The sequence below is a fragment of the Shewanella sp. P1-14-1 genome, assembly GCF_001401775.1.
Classification (GTDB): domain Bacteria; phylum Pseudomonadota; class Gammaproteobacteria; order Enterobacterales; family Shewanellaceae; genus Shewanella; species Shewanella japonica.
The window spans coordinates 16,872-36,752 of record NZ_LKTL01000028.1 but is presented as its reverse complement, the minus strand read 5'-3'; the positions used below and the strand labels follow the sequence as shown (position 1 = coordinate 36,752).

Here is a 19,881-nt window from a genome sequence, read left to right as displayed (position 1 = left end):
AGCGATTAAATTATTCAACTTAACCGCTGCAATAATAAGAGATAATTATGCATACCCTATCAAGAATTAATAAACCACAACTGCGGACTTCTGTACTCGCCAGCGCACTCGTATTTTTTGCTGCAGGGTGTAGTCACTCCAGCACATCGATTGATAATCACATTGCAGAATCAGAAGATAAGCTTCACGATACAGCACAACACAACACAAGTGCTTTGACTGGAAAGCCGGTCATATATCAAGTCTTCACGCGTTTATATGGTAATACCAATACAACCAATAAGCCCTGGGGAACCATAGATGAAAATGGTGTCGGTAAGTTTAGTGATTTTACTGATGTTGCCTTACAGGACATAAAATCACTTGGAACCACGCACGTTTGGTACACAGGTGTGCCCCATCATGCATTGATCAATGACTACACTGATTATGGGATCAGTAATGATGATCCTGACGTTGTAAAAGGCCGTGCAGGTTCTCCCTATGCAGTAAAAGATTATTATAACGTTAACCCTGATTTAGCTGATGATCCTGCTAATCGCTTAAATGAGTTTGAATCACTTATATTGCGCACCCACAACAATGGCATGAAAGTGGTTATCGATATCGTGCCGAATCACGTTGCAAGGCGCTATGAGTCGATTGATCAATCATCTAGCTTACCTAGTCATCGTAATTTTGGCCAAAACGATGACACTAATGTGGAATACGCTAAAAATAACAACTTTTACTATATTGTAGATCAAGCATTTCAAGTGCCTGACAGTCATCAAGGAAAGCAGCCTTTAGGCGGCGAACGACATCCACTTTCAGATAAATTATTTGGAGAAAGCCCTGCTAAATGGACCGGGAATGGATCGCGATTAGCAAAGCCAGATGCAAATGATTGGTATGAAACTGTAAAAGTTAACTATGGTGTCAAACCTGACGGTAGCTATGACTTCCCTACACTTCCTGAAGGATTCAATAAAAAGAACCCTGCTGAGCATTACTTGTTTTGGCAATCTCAACTGCCAACAGCCATACCTGATTCATGGATTAAGTTTAAAGACATCACCGAGTTTTGGTTAGCAAAAGGGGTTGATGGTTTTCGCTATGATATGGCAGAGATGGTTCCTGTAGAATTCTGGAGCTATTTGAACAGTAATATTAAACACATCAATCCAGACGCTTTTTTATTAGCCGAAGTCTATAACCCAAGTCTGTATCGTGACTATATTCACCTAGGAAAGATGGACTACCTTTATGATAAGGTCGATTTATATGACACATTAAAAGACATTATTCATGGTAAAACTGCTACATCTCAAATAGCCGTTGATCAGGCCAAAGTCGCGGATATTGAAGAGCATATGCTGCACTTTTTAGAGAACCATGACGAACAAAGGATCAATACCACTGATTTTGCTGGTAGTCCTGAAGCAGCCTTACCAGCTATGGTCGTATCGACCACGATTAGCCGTTCACCTACTCTTTTGTATTTCGGTCAAGATGTCGGTGAAAAAGGCGCTGAAAACGCAGGTTTCGGTCAGGCCACACGTACGAGTATCTTTGATTATGTGGGCGTACCAGCGCATCAACGTTGGATGAACAATGGTAAATTTGATGGCGGGCAATCAACTGAAGCAGAGAAATCTCTTCGTGCTTACTATCAAACATTGTTAAATTTAAGCCATACTGCATCTGCACTCAATGGCGAATATTTTGAGCTAGATACACATAACCGTGATGCATCTGTAGCAACAAAAAATGGTTACTCAGACAAGCTGTTTGCATTTAGCCGTTATGATGAAAACCAATTTATCGTTGTCATCAGCAATTTTAGTCAACAAAAAGCAACAGACTTAACGTTAAGTTTACCTAAAGCCTTGCTTAAAGCGGTAAGCTTAACTGATGGTGTTTATAAGATGACAGATTTACTAACGACTGAAGAACAGACTGAGATGACGGTTAATCAAGATATTGGCACAATATCGATAACGCTAAAACCATTACAGTCTAGTGTGCTAATGATTGAACTATAACGTCTTTCATCATTAACCGTTTAAGCCAGATAGCCATGTTATCTGGCTTTTTATTTACTTTTATTACAACAACTTATTTATATAACTCAACTTCAACAACGGTAATACTCAGCTCGGCAGTTAACTCAGCCAACAATAGCTTGCTTAACTGCGCTGCTGCACTGTATAAGCCACTATTATCATTATCTATAACCAAGGTTAAAAACCGTTCACTCCAAGGTAAAAGATGTTGGCTCAGTAGCACCTCTGTTCGACTTGTCCCTTCTTCACCTTGGCTAGATGCTAAGCCTGAGACACTATCAAGTTCTAAACAATGCACCAAAGCAACTAACATCAGGCTAAAGTGATCTGTCGGTTCATTATGTTCAAGATTAAAATTAAGATCTTGAAGCTTACAAAAGTCCATAAAGGCAAGCGTTGTATGGTCAAATAAACGATTTTGTTTATTTAAATAGACTGACCCCCAAGGATACGCTAACTTGCCCTTCGGCCTCACAAATAAGGCATTAAAATCTTGTTTAAGTGCTAATAATGGCAGTTGTGATGCTAACTGTTTAATTTCATCTATTTTTAATAAAGCTAGATCTTGCAAATTCGTTTTATTTGTTATGAATATTGATGTATCGAGTTCAGATAAGGTATTTTTAAATTCTTCATCAGGATTTCGATAAAAAATTTCAGCTAAAATATTAAACATTAACGCTATAGATTTAACGTTATCTGAATTACTCATGTTTATTCCTTATTATTTAATTTACACCATATTATTTCAGGTTATTATTAATATCTGTGATGCATTTCCAGTTATAAAAAGTAATAGCGATGATTTGTAAGCACAGTGATTTAGATCATTATTCAATGCTTAAAAAATTCGTATGATGTTTCAATGCGGTTTATTAATAATAGGTAAACTATGTTAGTCATGAGCTTTAAAGAAAGATGGCGAGCAGCCGAATTGGCCAGTGCTATCGAAAACACCTTAAAGAATGAAGCTGTGTGGTTAGCATCATCTAACCCAGCAAAATCGATAGATGCTATCAGCAGAAAGCTTGCAAGTATGGTAATTAATGACTTCAGACGTGTGGAAACCTTTCCTGAAACCTTAACGGAGTCTGAATTATTAAGCGCTTTTTTTAACGGCTTCAGCGTAGTAATTAATAAAAGTATTAATCAAGAAACCATTACAAAAACCGACTATTCTATCATTGCTTTAGCAAGAGGTTTTGCATTAGATATTGATTTATCCCATGAACAAGCATTATTAGATCAAGCAAGTTCAGTTATTCAAGTTGCAAATAACTGGGATAAGCATATCAGAAATTTAAATCAAAGACGTAATACTCGATTTACTGTGTAATGATTTTTAAAGCTAGTTTATAAATAAACATAAAAACTCTGTCACCTAGATAACAAATCTTTATTTATTATTGTTCGTCTAAAAAACTATACTTTAGTATTAAAAAAGCCTGTTAAATTAACAGGCTTTTACATAACAGCATTTCATTTTGAGCTTTAAAAAGGACATTAATATTTTAAATGCTCATATTATTAACGATTTGCCAGTCACTAACCTCTTAATTTAATAAAGACTGTACTTGGCGCCGTACCTAAATCTTGATGACCATCACCTGACATACTCGCACCAGGTAACGCTAACGCCTCACTGAGATCCATCACATCAAGAACCTGTACAGGACATCCCGTTACACAGAAAGGTTTTTCACCGAGATCAAGCCTATCCTTGCACATATCACATTTGGTTAGCACACCTCGACTTGGGTCGATCTTAGGCGCATCATAAGGACACGCATAATGGCAAACACCACAACCAATACAAGTAGATTCATCTATGTATACAATGCCATCATCTCGTTGGATCATCGCACCTTGTGGACATTTCTCGACACAAACCGGTGACTCACAATGGTGACAAGACTGAGATAAAAATACCGAAACTTCTCTACCTTCACTATTTATTTTTTCGCCTTGGCTAATATCGCGCAAAGTAACGAATTCATTGACGTCGTTACCTGCTTGGCAAGCGACAGTACATGCTTCACAGCCGACACAGTTTTCTTGGCGAAATACAAAACATTTTTGTTCAGACATTTGTTTTTTCCTTAATGTAATGGATTACGCCAAAGCGATATCAACACGAGTTGAGTGGAAAGTTGAACCAAAGTTCATATCGGTTAATTCACTATTGGTAAGCTGATTAATAGCAGTGCCACTGCCGTTTTCATTGAGTTTTTTCCATGCATTTTTCCAAGCGAAAATTGTTCCTGCTGGTGTCATAGCTTCAACTCTTGCAGTGTATTGAATCACCACATCACGCTGACCATAACGACTTGCCGTTAACTTAACTTGGTCGCCATCACTGATCCCTTTGCGCATAGCATCATCTGGGTGAATATAAACCATATGCTGCGGGAAAGTGCCTTCAATATACTTAACGTTTGCCCATTGCGAGTTACTCAGCTTGGGATGCGCTGGTGAAAGTAAACGGAATTCACGTGATTTTTCATCATCTGTCATGCCTTTGGTGGCAAAGTCATCTGACTCTGGCGTACCAGTATCGATAACAGGATTGAATTTTTCAGGATCGAAATAAGTACCACTGGTGTCTTTAAATTCAATTTTTCCGCTAGGCGTTGGGAAGTCATAATTTTTACGGAATGGGTAATCAACCACTGGGCTATCCCAGTTTTGAACACAGAGTTCATCGTAGCTAATGTTGCCCTTCCAAGTACCACGTAAAATATCCTCAATACTTTCACTAAACTCAGGGTCGCTGTAACCCATGGCTTTAGCTAAATCTTGGAAGATAATGGTATCTGGTTTTGACTGATATAACGGGCTAATCGCTTGCGTGCTGTGTTTAGCATAATAACAGTGGTAACTATCAATCATATTAGCTTGCTCAATGTAACTTGAGGTTGGCAGTAAATAATCAACGTAGTCCATGGTATCGGTTTGGAATAGATCAATCCCGACTAAAAATAAGTCATCCCGCATTAATCCAATTTCAATTAAATCAGCATCAGGAGCAATAGCAATCGGGTTACTTGAATATACAATCATCGCTTTAATCGGATCGCATGGTTCGTCAAACGCTAATGGGCCGACTTGACCGTCTTCATGCTGATAATCTTCTGGCAGAAGTGATTTACCAATTTCACTAATATTGACAGTATCTCTTACAGCATCTTCTGGTGTTAAATGACTACCGCCAGAATATGCCCAGTCAAACAACCCACCAGCTTGAGTGTTCAGATACACAACGCCTGCACCGACTTTACCAATATTACCTGTTAAAGCAGCTAGCGTTGGAATAGCTTTTACCATACGCCCACCATTTAGTGTACGTTGTAAGCCATAACCAATACGGATCATTGCACATTCAGCGCCAGCATAAGCTCTTGCAAAAGACTGATACTGTGACTTGCTTACCCCAGTTTCAGCTTCAATTTGCTCATGGGTAAATTCTTCTAATCTTGCCAATAACGCATCATAGTCTTGGGTATACGATTCAATAAACCCAGTATCATGCAAGCTTTCTTCAATCAATATCTTAGCAATACCAATAACCAAGGTTGCATCAGTCCCTGGTGTCGGTTGTAACCAGATATCTGCCTGTGATGCTAGCGGCGTTCTTGCTGGGTTAACTACCAGTACTTTTGCCCCTTTATCACGCGCTTCATTGATAAATTTTAAGTGATGAATATTGGTCGCTTGTTCGTTTGTTCCCCACGACACAAAACACTTGGTATTGACGTAATCTTCTGGGCTCGGACCGGAGAACTCGCCTAAAATTGAGCTCATGCCAGAATAACCTGCACTAGCACAGATGTTTCGTTGTAAATTACGGCTCGCAATTCGGTTAAAGAAACGGTTAGCACCTGAACTGGCACCTATGCCGCTATAGCCTGAATAGAAATAAGGCACAATGGCATTACCAGAATAGGTATCAATAACTTCATTTAATTTTGCAGCCATTTCGCTATTAGCTTGTTCCCAACTAATTGGCTCGAAGGTTGCGCCAGGACCACGTGGACCAACGCGTTTCATTGGTTGCTGTATGCGATCAGGACTGTAAATAGATTCAAGATACGCATGGCCTTTTACACATGGCGTACCTGCAGTAACAGGATGCGAAGGATCGCCACTAACAGAAACCGCAACCCCATCTTTAGTTGAAACTAGCAGGCTACATCTATCACCACAGTTTCTTGGACATGTTGTATGAAAAACACCGTCGGGTTCAGGTGTTGGCGGCTCTGTTACAGGTGGTTCTGTTGTATTGTCATCATCGCTACTAGAACACCCCATGATACTCGCAGAAAATGCAAAAGCACTACTGCCTTTTAAAAAACTACGTCTGTTCATTGCCATCATTTAATCCTTATTGTTATTCAAAAAAACCATAGCAAATAGCTGTGTTTTGTTAACAAAAAAAGATTAAAAAATATAATCTGTTCAAACATTTAGAAAATCATTTAACGCTATCACAGTTTCATCTTTTGGATATCAAGTTTTCACATATCAAAAGTTATTGTTAGTAAATATCTCATTAAAAATTTAAAGCTGTAAAAATAAAAACAAATGTATCCGTGCGATCAATATTTACATTGTCAGTATCAAACAATCACTGTTACATCCAGTTATTTTCCTAAAAAGTGCAAACTAAGACTTACCAAAAATTTATCCCTCAGCAAAGTGTATTTAAAAACAACAAATTCTAATTTTTGAAATCAGCATTGCGAATTTTTGGTTTGAATACGTATGCAGTCAATTGCGGCAAAAATATGAACAGCTCTAGTATGAAGTTACAAAAATAATTAAATCTATAATGGAGTTGTCAATGTCGCCGGTTTCAAGGAAGTCTCAACCTAATGTCTCGCTGTTACCCAAAAGAAATTTAGCTCGTCTACCGCTATTAATTAGTCTTTTTTTGCTTGGCGCCCACCAATCGGCTCTCGCAAAAACAGTAACCGTAAATTCTCCTGATAAGCGTATTTCAGTTAGTTTGACCGATGACGGTGACAGACCGGAATATAAAGTAACTTTTAACGGTAAAGAAGCCGTACTTAATTCAAGGCTAGGGTTGGTTTTTGAAACATTTGGTGAATTTGGTAGCGGTTTTGATATTACAGAGTCCAGTAAGTCAACGCACTCTTCTCGATGGCAACAACCTTGGGGCGAGCGTGAATGGATAGACGACAACCATAATAAGCTGACAGCGACTTTTTCTAATGGTCGGCATCAATTTGCACTGGAGTTCAAAGTATTTGATGACGGTATCGGATTTAGATATCTCGTCCCCAAGCAAGCGTCATTTGATAAAGTGACTCACCTTAATATCACCAATGAGCTGACAGAATTTTCCGTTCCTGATGCGCATCAAGCAACTGCGTGGTGGATCCCTGGCCGAGGCTGGAACCGTTATGAGTATTTATATCAAACAACATCGGTTAACAAAGTCGACCGTGCCCACACACCTTTCACTTACAAATTAACTTCAGGGCTTCACTTAAGTATTCATGAAGCGGCTCTTACAGATTACGCAGCGATGGTGTTAGATCAGCGCCGAGATGGCACGCTTAAAGCCGATCTCACCCCTTGGTCTGATGGCACCTTAGTCAAAACTCAACCTGGTTTCACTACTCCTTGGCGCACTATTCAAATTGCTGATGCAGCAACTGGACTACTCAATTCAGATTTAATCCTTAACCTGAATGAACCGAACAAACTCGGTGATGTTTCATGGGTTGAACCTGGTAAATACGTCGGTATTTGGTGGGGGATGCACATTAATGAAAACACTTGGGGTTCTGGCGAAAAACACGGTGCAACCACCTCAGAAACGAAACGTTATATGGATTTTGCAGCTAAGTACGGTTTTGATGGTGTTCTCGTTGAAGGCTGGAATCTTGGTTGGGATGGAAGCTGGTTCCATAACGGTGATGTATTCAGTTTTACTCAGTCTTATGATGATTTTGATATTGATGCTGTCAGTGCACATGGAGCAAACAACAATGTGCGTTTAATTGGCCATCATGAAACTTCAGGTTCTGTGACCAACTACCGCAATCAAATGAGTGACGCTTATGATTTATATAAGCAACACGGCGTAACACAAATCAAAACAGGTTATGTTGCTGATGGTGGCGACATTAAGCGAGTCGACTCGCAAGGTATTGTTCGCCATGAATGGCATGATGGTCAATTTATGGTTAATGAGTATCTTCATAGCATTACAGAAGCTGCTAAACGTCAAATTAGTATTAATACTCACGAGCCAATAAAAGACACTGGTTTAAGACGAACCTACCCTAACTGGATTTCTCGTGAAGGCGCTCGCGGACAAGAATTTAATGCATGGGGAACGCCTCCTAACAGTCCAGAGCATACCGCAATATTGCCATATACACGCATGCTATCAGGACCGATGGACTTCACTCCGGGTATTTTTAATCTTGCCCCTGAGGGACTTGATGCCGTTAACCGCGTCCAGACAACCCTCGCAAAACAACTGGCTTTGTATGTTGTACTATACAGTCCAATTCAAATGGCAGCTGATTTACCAAGAAATTACGTTGAACGATTAGATGCATTTAAATTCATTCAAGATGTACCAACGGATTGGAGCGAGAGTATTGCAGTCGCTGGCGAGATTGGTGATTTTGTTGCCTTTGCACGAAAAGACCGCGCTTCAGAGGATTGGTATTTAGGCGCACTAACCGACGAATCTGAGCGGGAGTTAACAATCAAGTTAGACTTTTTATCATCTGATAAATCCTATCAAGCACAAATATATCGTGATGGAGCCGAAGCTGATTGGAAGACCAATCCATACGATTATGTTATTGAAAACAAGCAAGTAACAGCGAAAGATACCTTAACATTAGCCCTTGCCACCAGCGGCGGTGTAGCGATTCGTTTTATCCCATTCGATTAACACTCAACTTTAAGTCTCCCCCCAAAAACCTGATGCGCAAAGTGATTGTTGCCATCAGGTTTTTCTTCATTTACATTGCCTTAGCTCACAAAAAAACAACACCGAAGACGCCATGACATTTAAGAAAACACTCCACAACCTTGTTACAAATATGATCAGTTTTCGTTGTGCATAAATGATGAATACGTATGTAATTAGTTGTGCCAAAATCCACCACAAGGCTAATATAAAACCTGCTAAATTTCTTCCTCTGCTTGTGGGGATGAAATGGGCTAGGTCGTTACTGGCGCATCACCTTCATCGGATTGTGTCAGGTTTAAGAACCTTTCTAACTTCTTTATCAATCGAAGTCAGAATACGAGGTCTTTGGCGAATACCCGTCTTAGGGAGATGTGTATTCGCCATTTTTTTAACTATCGTCTAATCAAGCCGAAATGAATACCTAGCAAAATAACAAGTAACAATAAGAATTCAGCCATGATGCTGAACAGCCCATTTATAATGGAAGATAAAGGAAGATACATGTCTGCCGATAATACATCGCATCAGGGTACACCGAATAAACAATCGCTTCGTCAGCAACCAGAATTAAACTTCTGGCAAATTTTCAATATGTGTTTTGGATTTTTGGGGATCCAATTTGGTTTTGCACTTCAAAACGCTAATGTCAGCCGTATTTTTCAAACCCTAGGCGCTGAGATTGATGAAATTCCAATCTTATGGATTGCAGCTCCGTTAACAGGACTTATCGTCCAGCCCATTATTGGCTACTTAAGTGATAATACATGGAATGGACTGGGTCGCCGTCGCCCTTATTTTTTAATTGGCGCAGTTTGTACCACACTCGCTTTATTTATCATGCCGCATTCTCCAGTTTTATGGGTAGCAGCCGGCATGCTTTGGATCATGGATGCCTCAATTAACATTGCCATGGAGCCATTTCGTGCGTTTGTTGGAGATAACCTACCAAAGTCTCAGCGTACTCAAGGCTATGCGATGCAAAGCTTCTTTATTGGAATCGGCGCCGTTGTAGCGTCAGCCTTGCCGTATTTATTAACCAACTATTTTGATGTGGCGAATACTGCTCCTGAAGGCGAAATTGCCGACTCGGTTCGTTACGCATTTTATTTTGGAGGCGCCGTTTTGTTCCTCGCGGTTGGATGGACCATCGTAACCTCTAAAGAATATTCACCTGAAGAACTGGCCTCTTTTCATCAAGAAAATGATGAAGAATTAATAACTGAAAACAATAGCGATAGCCCCACTAGAACAGCTAAGCAATATCAATTTGCTTCTATGCTTTGGATGGCTATTGGTGGTGGTTTAACAGGTTTAGTTTTTGGCCTTTCGTTAGATAAGCAGCTTTATATATTGACCATCGGTATTTTTGTATTTGGCCCTTTGCAATTTTACTGCGCAAAAGCCCTCGCAAAAGTTAATCCAAATGACATCGCTGAGCGCGAAAGTCTAGGCATGGTATTTAACGTAGTTGATAATTTATTCCATATGCCAAAAGCCATGCACCAACTGGCCATCGTACAATTCTTTTCATGGTTTGCCTTATTCGCGATGTGGATTTATACCACTTCAGCAGTCACCTCTTACCATTACGGTACCAGTGATGTACTGACCAAAGCCTACAATGATGGCGCTGATTGGGTCGGTATGCTATTCGCTTCATATAATGGTTTTGCTGCTGTTGCTGCGATTGCAATACCGTTTCTAGCAAAAGCAGTCGGAATAAGATTCACACATACCATCAATTTAACATTGGGTGGTTTGGGGCTTATCAGCTTTTATTTCATTAGCGATCCTGCCCTACTTTGGATACCTATGATTGGAGTCGGCATCGCTTGGGCGTCAATCTTATCAGTACCGTACGCAATGCTATCTGGGATCTTACCACCTAAGAAAATGGGGGTGTTTATGGGAATATTTAACTTTTTCATTGTTATCCCTCAATTGCTTGCGGCCAGTGTTTTAGGCGTAATTCTTAATACATTATTTGATGGAGAGCCAATCTTTGCATTAATTACTGGCGGTGTGTTTATGATTATTGCGGGTATCGCAGTGTTGTTTGTAGACCAACCAAAACAATAACTTATTGAGTCATATTTCTGATTATTCAAATTATAAAACGTTTCGTGACTATACGCGGATCTTGATTGGGGAAAGTTACACATGATGGGTAAAAGCATTAACAGTTATAAAAAATCTACACTGGCAAGTGCGATCAATATTGCAATAATTGGGGCCTCTATTTTCGCTTTATCGGCTTGTTCAGAAACTACAGCCAATAAAGATGTTCCAACATCAGCAGACACCAGTTCAGCAGTAACTCAAGTGCAAATAGCACCAGGCGCGCCAGGTGCTGCGCCTACATGGGCTTTTTCTGGTAAGACCGGTATCGGTACATCTTATGAGCCTTACATTGACGGTCAGTACCAAGGAACAGCTGAGAACCCTGTCAGTAAAGTGTGGTTTTCACTCGCACAAGGGATCTTAACCGAAACCATGTATGGCATGATCCACAATGCACAACTAAAAGAAATGCAATTTATCATCACTGGTGAAGGGTTTGTCGATACAGAAAAAGATGACACGATCAGCACCATCGAATACCTACATCACGATGAACAAGGTCGCCCACTTTCATTAGCATACAAAGTCATTAATAAAGCTAAAAACGGTCAATATCAGATAGAAAAACATTTTTTCACTGATCCAAACCGTGACAGTATGATGATGAAAGTTATTTTTACCGCTTTTGCTGATGGAATAACCCCTCATTTATACGCCAACCCGCATGTAGATAATAGCGGTGCTAACGATATTGCGAGTATTGAAGAGCAAGCACTTGTTGCTTACACCAATGCTAAAGACTCATCTGTGATGACGATTAAATCCGATGTAGCCTTTACAAAAGCTTCAGCAGGTTTTGTTGGTCAGTCAGACGGCTTAGTAGATTTGGCAGATAATGGCGTACTGGACAACAACTATCAATCTACCAGTAAAGCATCAGAAACTGTCGGTAACGTTGCGTTAACTGCTCAGTACAAGACACTCAACAAAGCCACTGGTGAAAACACCTTAGAAATGAATGTGGCTATTGGTTTTGGTGCAGACAAAGCCCAAAGCTTAGCTAGTGTTGAAGCCACGCTTTCTGCAGGTTACGACAAAGTATTAAGTGCTTATTTAGGTGATGATAAACACCTTGGCTGGAAAGACTACTTAACTGGCTTACCCGCACTTAATGCCATGAGCAGCAATACTACTGATGATGGCAAATTACTTTATACCAGTGCGTTAGTGCTAAAAGCGCAAGAAGATAAAACCCATGCCGGAGCATTAATTGCTTCGCTATCAAACCCATGGGGTGACTCAGTCTCTGCTAAAGTCGGTAGTACAGGCTATAAAGCAGTTTGGCCACGTGACTTTTATCAATGTGCAATGGCCTTTCTTGCTATGGGCGACCTTGAAACGCCAAAAGTGGCTTTTGAATACTTGAAAAAAGTGCAAGTTAGTCAGCAAACGCCTGAATATGTTGGCACGCCTGGTTGGTTCTTACAAAAAACGCATGTTGACGGTCAAATTGAATGGGTTGGCGTGCAGTTAGACCAAACGGCTATGCCAATTATGTTGGGGTGGAAGTTATGGCAAGCTGGCGTATTAACTGATGCTGAAATCACTCAGTGGTACCAAGACATGTTAAAACCCGCTGCAGACTTTTTAGTCACTGGCGGTAAAGTTAAATTAGACTGGAACGATACTGAAATAACTCCGCCAAGTACCCAACAAGAGCGCTGGGAAGAACAAGCAGGATTCTCACCTTCGACAACTGCAGCTGTCATTGCAGGATTAGTGGCAGCCAGTGATATTGCCCAACTAGTTAACGATGAAAAAGCAGCTGAATATCTAACGTTAGCCAAAGAACTAGAAGCAAGCCTTGAAACCACTATGGTAACTAACAATGGCGAACTTGCCAAAGAAGGTAAACCTTACTATGTGCGTATCAGTCCAAACGGAAACCCAAATAATGCTGATAAATTACTGGATAATAATGGCAAGCCAGGGTTAGATCAGCGCCAGATTCTAGACGGCGGTTTTCTTGAATTAGTTCGTTACGGTGTTAAGGATGCTACAGATGGTATCATTCAGAACAGCGTCATGCTGATTGACGATACAACTCTTGAGCATAATCTTCGTGTTAAATATGAATTTACAGCCAAAGATGGCAGCAAAATTCCGGGTTACCGTCGATATGGTAATGATGGTTATGGCGAAGATATCACAACTGGTTTCAGCTATGCTGAGCAAGGTAATACCGCCGATCAACGAGGCAGAGTATGGCCATTCTTTACCGGTGAACGTGGTCATTATGAGTTGGCACTTGCCAAATCGACCGGTAGTTTAACGCCAGAAGTCCACCAGCAATTAATTAATACCTACGTTCAAGGTATGGAAACATTTGCTAATGAAGGCTTAATGTTGCCAGAACAAGCTTGGGATGGTGTTGGTAATCCAACTCGTTATAACTACGCGATGGGTCAAGGCACTAACTCAGCAACACCACTTGCGTGGACACATGCTGAATACGTCAAGTTAGTACGCTCGATGACTGATAAGGCAGTATGGGATTTCTATCCTGTTGTTGCGGATAAACTGGCTGAATAACTTGTAGATTTAGATAGTTGGCTTGCTTTTAAAGAGATTATTAACTATCGCTAAAAGAATGAGTTATTGAATTCAGAAAATTAACAATCTTCAGTTCAACACCCACAAATCAAAAAATGCCACTCAATGAGTGGCATTTTTATTTTGGAGTTTGCTAAAACAAATCTAGCGAATACCTAAACGTTTTGTCGTTTATTGTCCTTGTTTTAGTTTAGCAAATAACGAAAATATCGATACGGCAATGGCACCGGCAATCAAACCAAAAATCGCATTGAGTATGCTTGGAGTTATAAATGCCAGCACATAGCCCACATATTCAACTTCAGCAATCCATAGCGCTGTTTGTGTAATTAAACCGCTAACTTGATGCATACCATGTGTCAGAATACCTCCACCTACCATGAACATTGCTATCGTGCCGACAATTGTTAGTCCTTTCATTAAGTACGGTGCAGAGGTTAATAGACCAAAACCAAGCTTATGCCAAAAAGCAACTAAGGCCCCTTTGCCTTGTCGTTTTGTTAAGTACAACCCTAAATCATCAATCTTAACAATGCCTGCTACTAATCCATAAACGCCAACAGTCATAATAATCGCAATGACACTTAAGGTTAAAAACTGACTTAACAAACTGCTTTGAGCCACAACACCCAAGCTAATCGCAATAATCTCTGCTGATAATACAAAATCAGTTCTAATTGCCCCCTTCACTTTTGTCTTTTCAAAAGCCGCAATATCTTCTACTGATTTTTCAATAACAGCCTGCTCTGACAAGTCAGTTTGCCTATCTTTACGATGAACATACCAATGATGGACTTTTTCAAATCCTTCAAAGCATAAAAATAACCCACCAAACATGAGCAGCGGTGTTATTGCCCAAGGAATAAAAGCACTGATTAATAAAGCAGCTGGAACAAGAATTAATTTATTGAGAAAAGAGCCCTTAGCAACTGCCCACACAACAGGTAATTCACGTTCAGAGGCAACACCTGACACTTGCTGAGCATTTAGCGCTAAATCGTCTCCCAACACACCTGCAGTTTTTCTGGCAGCTACTTTACTCATAGCAGCAACATCATCCAATATTGCAGCAATGTCATCCAATAACATTAATAAACTTGCGCCAGCCATATCTCGTCCTTGTTTGTCGTCAATGTTTTCGTTTTGACTAATCGGGTTGCGATTAATGATGTTAATCGTATTTTTAAGATTAAAACCTAAGTTTAATATTGCTTAACGATAGCTCAAGTCGACGTTTTACTTTCGACAAAGCGATTAAAAAGCGTATTGCCAGACTAATCCCAGTGTATCGAAATCATTCCCTATGCGTGTGATCACGCCCGTACTGGCATAAAGTTTCATACTATGATGTTGATTAAAGGCAAGTGAATACGTCAAACCAAAACGAGAATTGTCCTCAGCATCATCAGCGTCAATTCCATTTTTGCTGGTTTCTCCGCCAACAAAGTAATTTCCGCTCAATGACACCCATTGTCCTGGTCCTATACTGTATATAACATGAGCTTGAAACGTGTATTGTGCTTGTTTCTCAAGTGACACTTGATTGTAAAACTCATCATTATCACTATAAATTCGAATTGACGTCATGGCATCGTAATACCAATTACCCACTCGGTACGACATCCCTATTCCTGGTCTAAATACCCATTGATTGGCACCAGCATTGATCAGTTTATCTTCATCATAGGTTCCTAATGGCAAGCTAAGTTGCAAACTTGAGCCAACAACTAATCCATCTTTAGATTTGGCAAAATCTTTCCGTTGTAATGCTTGTGCACCATAAAAGTTCCAAGTCAGACGCATTTTAGGATCGCCATAACCACATCTGTCAGCTTCAACAATGTCGTTTTGATAATTCGCTGAGCCTGCCATACAAATGCGAGATAAGGACATATCAAATTTTGATGAACTACCCGCTAGCGCAAATGAGTGCGCATAACCAAGCACGGCAGCATCTAGCGTTAAATGTGCATCTTTGAGTGGAACTGAAGGTGATGGCGATAAGGCCCCTTCTGAGTGCAGATAGCCCAGGGCTAGAAAATGCATGTCGATAGGGATATTGGTATAACTGCGAGGTTCAAGATCTTGGCTATACACATGGGTGTGCCAAAAAAGCGCTGTAATGCCTAACAAACTTATTTTGCTAAACCTTGTGAGCAAAGTGAATGCGCATCGATTAAATCGGGTTAATTCCTTCATAAATTACAAAGCATTTTCCATAATGACTGATATAAAACGGACTTACACAAGAAACAAAGACTTAAGCGATAGTCATTAACGTGGCAAATGTCACTAAAACAAAATGCAGCACTGATTACCGCACTTTGAATAACATAAGGTGACTATCATAAGGTGGTTAACATAAAGTGACTATCATAAGGTAGCTAACATAAACCAAAGTCATTATTTGTTACGACTTATCAACGCCACCGCACGACTGCCTAACCACTAAATTAGTCGGAATTAACTGCGGTCCAACGTCCTTACCACGAATTAATTTCAAAAGACTTTCAACTAAAATTTCACCTGCCAGTTTAGTATTTTGTTTGACCGTGGTGAGCGCAGGGTTTGCAAAACTTGCAACCGGAATGTCATCATAACCAACAACGGCAATGTCTTCTGGTACATTAACGCCACGCTGTTTAAGTGCTCTTATTGCACCAATGGCGATTAAATCACTGGCAGCAAAGATTGAATCGAATTGATGCCCGCTATCTAATAATTTCATTGCAGCATCAAAACCTGAGCTTTCAGTGCTAATAGCATCAAATTGACATTTTTTATTGAGTTTAATACCCGCTTTTTTTAGCGCTTCGGCATGACCTAAATAACGGTCTCGAAACTCAGGGCTATGCTCTGATGCATCCCCTAAAAAGGCAATATTCTTTAAGTTTAATGAGAGGATGTGCTCTGTGGCGATAACACCGCCTTGGTGATTATCACAACCGATGGACAGCACTTCTTTGTTATTATGTTCTGCCCCCCAAATAATAAAGTGGGTATTTTGTTCTAATAACTTTTGCAGCTTATGTTCATAATCTACATAGTCTCCGTAACCTAATAAAATAATCCCATCAGCTTTATTACTGTCTTCGTAATCTGCATGCCAATCACTCGAAAGCTGTTGAAATGAAACGAGTAAGTCATACCCTTGCTGTGCAGTTGCACGGGTGATTGAACCAAGCATAGATAAAAAGAAAGGATTAATTAACGACTCATCGTTTGTGGGATCTTCACAAATTAACAGCGCTAAAGTATGGCTATTTTGGGTACGAAGATTACTGGCGTTTTTATCGACTTTGTAATTTAACTCTTTGGCAATAGCTTGAATGCGTTGCCGCGTTTCCAAGTTTACAAGTGGACTATTTCTCAACGCTCTAGAAACAGTAGATTGAGATACGCCAGCACGGTATGCGATATCAATTGAGGTAGCTTTAGATGTCATTTTGCATCAGGCCTTTTTATAGTTATTTTAGATACTCACGTATTGTTTATACCTAAAATAACGCTTCTTTTCACCGTTTAATTTCTTTTATAATCCTAACTCACTCAGTAAGTCGTCAGCATCATCAGCAACCACGACTGCTGGGTCTTTTTTTGCAGTTGATTTATCAGCTTCGCCTTGTGTATTTCTGTGTGCTTCAATTAATGAGTCTGGGTCAAATTCTTCATCTAATTCAAACTCTTTTAATTTAATGAATTCAGTTTTATCCATCGCAAATTCTAAGTAAAAGATATGATTATCTGCCGTTTTGAACGACACTCTTCTTGATACTGCTTCATCTAAATTAGTATCAATCGATATAGTTAACTCTTTATTAATTGTCAACATTTTCGGCTGACTTTGACTGATAGATGTTTGTAATTCTTTAGACACAGTTTTAATGAAATCACCTAATATTTGATTCATTAACTCCCCCATGACATTACCAACGTCATCAGAGGTGTGTGAGAAAGCAAGCTCTGACTCTGGCATCCCCATATTTATCATGTATCGACGATATATTTCTATTGCAGCTTCTTTGGAAAAGTTAATCACCACTAAACCAGAAAACCCGCCATCAAAAATTGAAAAACATCCTAGATCAGGCTTTAAACACGTACGTGTAATGTTTTGCACCATACCGGCATGGGTGACTTGACTGTCGCTAGTGCTTGAAAGAACGTGGGAAACCGAGTGACATAATTTGAGTAAAATATCATCTGTTGTAACAACTTGAACTGAATCCATAACAATGTATACCTAGTTTTTACTTTTCCCTCATTCTGAGGCTTAACGAGTAATAAATCAAAGACTAAACATCTCATTATCAAAAATAAACAAACAAGCTAACAAGCGTTACACTAACAAGCTGATATTGCGTATATTCTTTACCGTTTATTTGTGGGCCAACTCTACTCAACATATGTATCTTTTTGTAAAAATCTTTCAATAGATCACATATCAACTATTAAACAGTTCTTTCTGGAACTGTTTCTGTCTATATTTGCGCAATACATTGAACTTACTCTCTTTAAGGACGAACATGATCGCTTTCCTCAGACAGTTAACTATCTTAAAGCGCCTGATCATAATGCTCGCCCTGGCAGCAATAGGAACCGTTTGCTTTGCCAGCTTTTCAATTAACGAACAATACAATAATTTAATTGCACAGAAGCAAGTTCAAATTGCTGCGCAAGTTAGCACCGCTACCTCAATGCTTAGCGCGCTATCAGCTGATTTGCCCCAATCTGCTGACCAACAGCAACAACAAGACATTCTTAATATTATTTCTCAACTGCGTTATGGCTCTAATGACGCTTATATTGTTATCAATGATCAAAATGTCATTATTAGCTTTCCTGAAAGTCCAAACCTAGAAGGCCGCTCTTTTGAGCAATATATTGCCGCTGATGGCAGTAAACCGTTTGCGCAACTTACCAGACAAGCTAAATCGACAACGACAAGTCACGTTGAATATAAAGATAATATTGCATCAACATCTGGCGTTGAAACTATTCTTGCAGGAGCCCAGTTCTACCCAGAATTGGGCTGGACTATTATTGCCCATGCCAGTGCGACCGACGTCATGGATAGCATGGGAAGTGTTGTTATCAACTATCTGATTATTATGATGTTGATTTCTATTCCTATCTTTACTTTCTTCTTATTACTGAATGTATCGATTACCTCCCCGATTAATGCAGCAATTGCAGCAATGGAGAATATTGCTAAAGGCGAAGGCGATTTATCACAGCGACTTGATAACAGTGGTAAGGATGAAGTGGCTAAAATGGCCGATGCGTTCAATGACTTTGTGATCAAAATTTCAGCCATGGTGTCGGATTTAAAACCACTTGGCCGTGATCTAGATAATGATGCACAACATTTATTAGTGGCTGTAGAAGAGTCGAATCAAAGCTCTGAGTTGATCCATAGTGAAACTCAAAGTGTTGCTACTGCGGTCAATGAAATGTTAGCCACTACCCATGATATGGCACAAAACACCTATCAAGCCGCTGATGGTGCTAACAATGTTAAACAGCAAGCCGAGCAATCACACGCATTTATGCAGCAGACTGTGCATGAAACAGATCAGTTAGTAAATGAGTTAAAAAATGCAGAAAGCGCCACCCATGACCTAGGCAAGTCTTCTGTAGAAATTAGTACCATACTAGATACCATTGGTGGTATTGCAGATCAAACCAACTTATTAGCACTAAATGCAGCAATTGAAGCCGCACGAGCAGGTGAATATGGCCGAGGTTTTGCTGTCGTTGCTGACGAAGTAAGAGCGTTAGCAACACGTACCCAAGCATCTACCAATGAAATTAATAAAATCATTACTGATATTCATAACGGCGTTGAGTCTGTTATCAAAAGTAATACTGAAACCCAGGAACAATCGATTCAATTGCAATCTAAGGCGTTACAGTCACAAGATGCCATGACTGAGATACTCGCCGTTATTGCTAATATCAGTGACATGAATACTCAGCTTGCCAGTGCAACAGAAGAGCAATCTCAAGTCACTGAAGAAATAAACCGTAACATTACCCGAATTTCTGAATTGACCGAAATAGCTGTAAAAACCAATGAAACAAACTCTGAAGCAGCGCAATCATTACAAACGATTAGCCAAACTGTTACTGAGACACTAGGTCAATTTAAAACCAGCTAATGTAATGACAGCTAAAGCCTAATGTATTAGTAATAAATAAGTC

General features: G+C 39.8%; 13 protein-coding genes. 6 read left to right on the top strand and 7 right to left on the bottom strand.

The annotated features are described in order from the left end of the window. Positions 1 to 47 precede the first annotated feature (47 nt). Positions 48 to 2,024 (top strand): alpha-amylase family glycosyl hydrolase, encoded by a 1,977-nt coding sequence (locus AN944_RS17920; protein ID WP_082420055.1) that lies wholly within the window; start codon positions 48 to 50, stop codon positions 2,022 to 2,024. A 73-nt stretch (positions 2,025 to 2,097) separates the two neighbouring features. On the opposite strand, the gene AN944_RS17915 is transcribed toward AN944_RS17920, so the two are convergent. Next, the gene (locus tag AN944_RS17915; RefSeq protein ID WP_055026015.1) at positions 2,098 to 2,757 is read right to left on the bottom strand and encodes a molecular chaperone; all 660 of its coding nucleotides are present in this window, start codon (positions 2,755 to 2,757) and stop codon (positions 2,098 to 2,100) included. A gap of 180 nt (positions 2,758 to 2,937) precedes the next feature. Between AN944_RS17915 and AN944_RS17910 the strand changes: the two genes are divergently transcribed. Further along, positions 2,938 to 3,381, top strand: coding sequence for a hypothetical protein (locus AN944_RS17910; RefSeq protein WP_055026014.1), 444 nt, complete (start codon positions 2,938 to 2,940; stop codon positions 3,379 to 3,381). A gap of 209 nt (positions 3,382 to 3,590) precedes the next feature. Here AN944_RS17910 and AN944_RS17905 read toward each other — a convergent pair whose 3' ends face one another. Together AN944_RS17905 and AN944_RS17900 are read right to left on the bottom strand one after the other, a co-directional pair. Next, on the bottom strand, positions 3,591 to 4,133 hold the full coding sequence (locus tag AN944_RS17905) for a 4Fe-4S dicluster domain-containing protein (protein WP_055026013.1): 543 nt from the start codon (positions 4,131 to 4,133) through the stop codon (positions 3,591 to 3,593). 24 nt (positions 4,134 to 4,157) lie between these two features. Next, complete coding sequence (locus AN944_RS17900; RefSeq protein WP_055026012.1) at positions 4,158 to 6,416, bottom strand: molybdopterin-dependent oxidoreductase; 2,259 nt, start codon at positions 6,414 to 6,416, stop codon at positions 4,158 to 4,160. A 469-nt stretch (positions 6,417 to 6,885) separates the two neighbouring features. On the opposite strand from AN944_RS17900, the gene AN944_RS17895 reads away from it, so the two are divergent. The 3 genes from AN944_RS17895 (at position 6,886) to AN944_RS17885 (ending at position 13,656) form a co-directional block, all read left to right on the top strand. Continuing rightward, positions 6,886 to 8,982 carry a glycoside hydrolase family 97 protein gene (locus AN944_RS17895; RefSeq protein ID WP_144430220.1) on the top strand — a complete coding sequence of 699 codons (2,097 nt, stop codon included), beginning with the start codon at positions 6,886 to 6,888 and terminating at the stop codon, positions 8,980 to 8,982. A 522-nt stretch (positions 8,983 to 9,504) separates the two neighbouring features. Next, positions 9,505 to 11,082 carry an MFS transporter gene (locus tag AN944_RS17890; protein WP_055026010.1) on the top strand — a complete coding sequence of 526 codons (1,578 nt, stop codon included), beginning with the start codon at positions 9,505 to 9,507 and terminating at the stop codon, positions 11,080 to 11,082. 81 nt (positions 11,083 to 11,163) lie between these two features. Next, a complete protein-coding gene (locus tag AN944_RS17885) occupies positions 11,164 to 13,656 on the top strand; it encodes a glycoside hydrolase family 15 protein (RefSeq protein WP_144430219.1) in 2,493 nt (830 codons plus the stop codon). Positions 13,657 to 13,848: 192 nt separating this feature from the next. On the opposite strand, the gene AN944_RS17880 is transcribed toward AN944_RS17885, so the two are convergent. The 4 genes from AN944_RS17880 to AN944_RS17865 form a co-directional block, all read right to left on the bottom strand. Then, a complete protein-coding gene (locus AN944_RS17880) occupies positions 13,849 to 14,787 on the bottom strand; it encodes a DUF808 domain-containing protein (RefSeq protein WP_055026009.1) in 939 nt (312 codons plus the stop codon). Between the two features lie 144 nt (positions 14,788 to 14,931). After that, entirely contained in the window at positions 14,932 to 15,810 is an 879-nt protein-coding gene (locus tag AN944_RS17875) for a transporter (RefSeq protein ID WP_235530998.1), read from the bottom strand. Positions 15,811 to 16,087: 277 nt separating this feature from the next. Next, the gene (locus AN944_RS17870; protein WP_055026008.1) at positions 16,088 to 17,122 is read right to left on the bottom strand and encodes a LacI family DNA-binding transcriptional regulator; all 1,035 of its coding nucleotides are present in this window, start codon (positions 17,120 to 17,122) and stop codon (positions 16,088 to 16,090) included. An 87-nt stretch (positions 17,123 to 17,209) separates the two neighbouring features. After that, positions 17,210 to 17,908 (bottom strand): DUF3334 family protein, encoded by a 699-nt coding sequence (locus AN944_RS17865; protein WP_055026007.1) that lies wholly within the window; start codon positions 17,906 to 17,908, stop codon positions 17,210 to 17,212. Positions 17,909 to 18,203: 295 nt separating this feature from the next. On the opposite strand from AN944_RS17865, the gene AN944_RS17860 reads away from it, so the two are divergent. Then, positions 18,204 to 19,838, top strand: coding sequence for a methyl-accepting chemotaxis protein (locus AN944_RS17860; RefSeq protein ID WP_055026006.1), 1,635 nt, complete (start codon positions 18,204 to 18,206; stop codon positions 19,836 to 19,838). The last annotated feature ends 43 nt before the right edge of the window (positions 19,839 to 19,881 follow it).

Bases quoted from the DNA above. Each gene is read 5' to 3' on its own strand.
- AN944_RS17890 (WP_055026010.1), top strand. From the start codon at position 9,505: ATGTCTGCCGATAATACATCGCATCAGGGTACACCGAATAAACAATCG.
- AN944_RS17915 (WP_055026015.1), bottom strand. From the start codon at position 2,757: ATGAGTAATTCAGATAACGTTAAATCTATAGCGTTAATGTTTAATATT.
- AN944_RS17880 (WP_055026009.1), bottom strand. From the start codon at position 14,787: ATGGCTGGCGCAAGTTTATTAATGTTATTGGATGACATTGCTGCAATA.
- AN944_RS17895 (WP_144430220.1), top strand. From the start codon at position 6,886: ATGTCGCCGGTTTCAAGGAAGTCTCAACCTAATGTCTCGCTGTTACCC.
- AN944_RS17910 (WP_055026014.1), top strand. From the start codon at position 2,938: ATGTTAGTCATGAGCTTTAAAGAAAGATGGCGAGCAGCCGAATTGGCC.
- AN944_RS17920 (WP_082420055.1), top strand. From the start codon at position 48: ATGCATACCCTATCAAGAATTAATAAACCACAACTGCGGACTTCTGTA.
- AN944_RS17905 (WP_055026013.1), bottom strand. From the start codon at position 4,133: ATGTCTGAACAAAAATGTTTTGTATTTCGCCAAGAAAACTGTGTCGGC.
- AN944_RS17865 (WP_055026007.1), bottom strand. From the start codon at position 17,908: ATGGATTCAGTTCAAGTTGTTACAACAGATGATATTTTACTCAAATTA.
- AN944_RS17870 (WP_055026008.1), bottom strand. From the start codon at position 17,122: ATGACATCTAAAGCTACCTCAATTGATATCGCATACCGTGCTGGCGTA.
- AN944_RS17860 (WP_055026006.1), top strand. From the start codon at position 18,204: ATGATCGCTTTCCTCAGACAGTTAACTATCTTAAAGCGCCTGATCATA.
- AN944_RS17900 (WP_055026012.1), bottom strand. From the start codon at position 6,416: ATGGCAATGAACAGACGTAGTTTTTTAAAAGGCAGTAGTGCTTTTGCA.
- AN944_RS17885 (WP_144430219.1), top strand. From the start codon at position 11,164: ATGATGGGTAAAAGCATTAACAGTTATAAAAAATCTACACTGGCAAGT.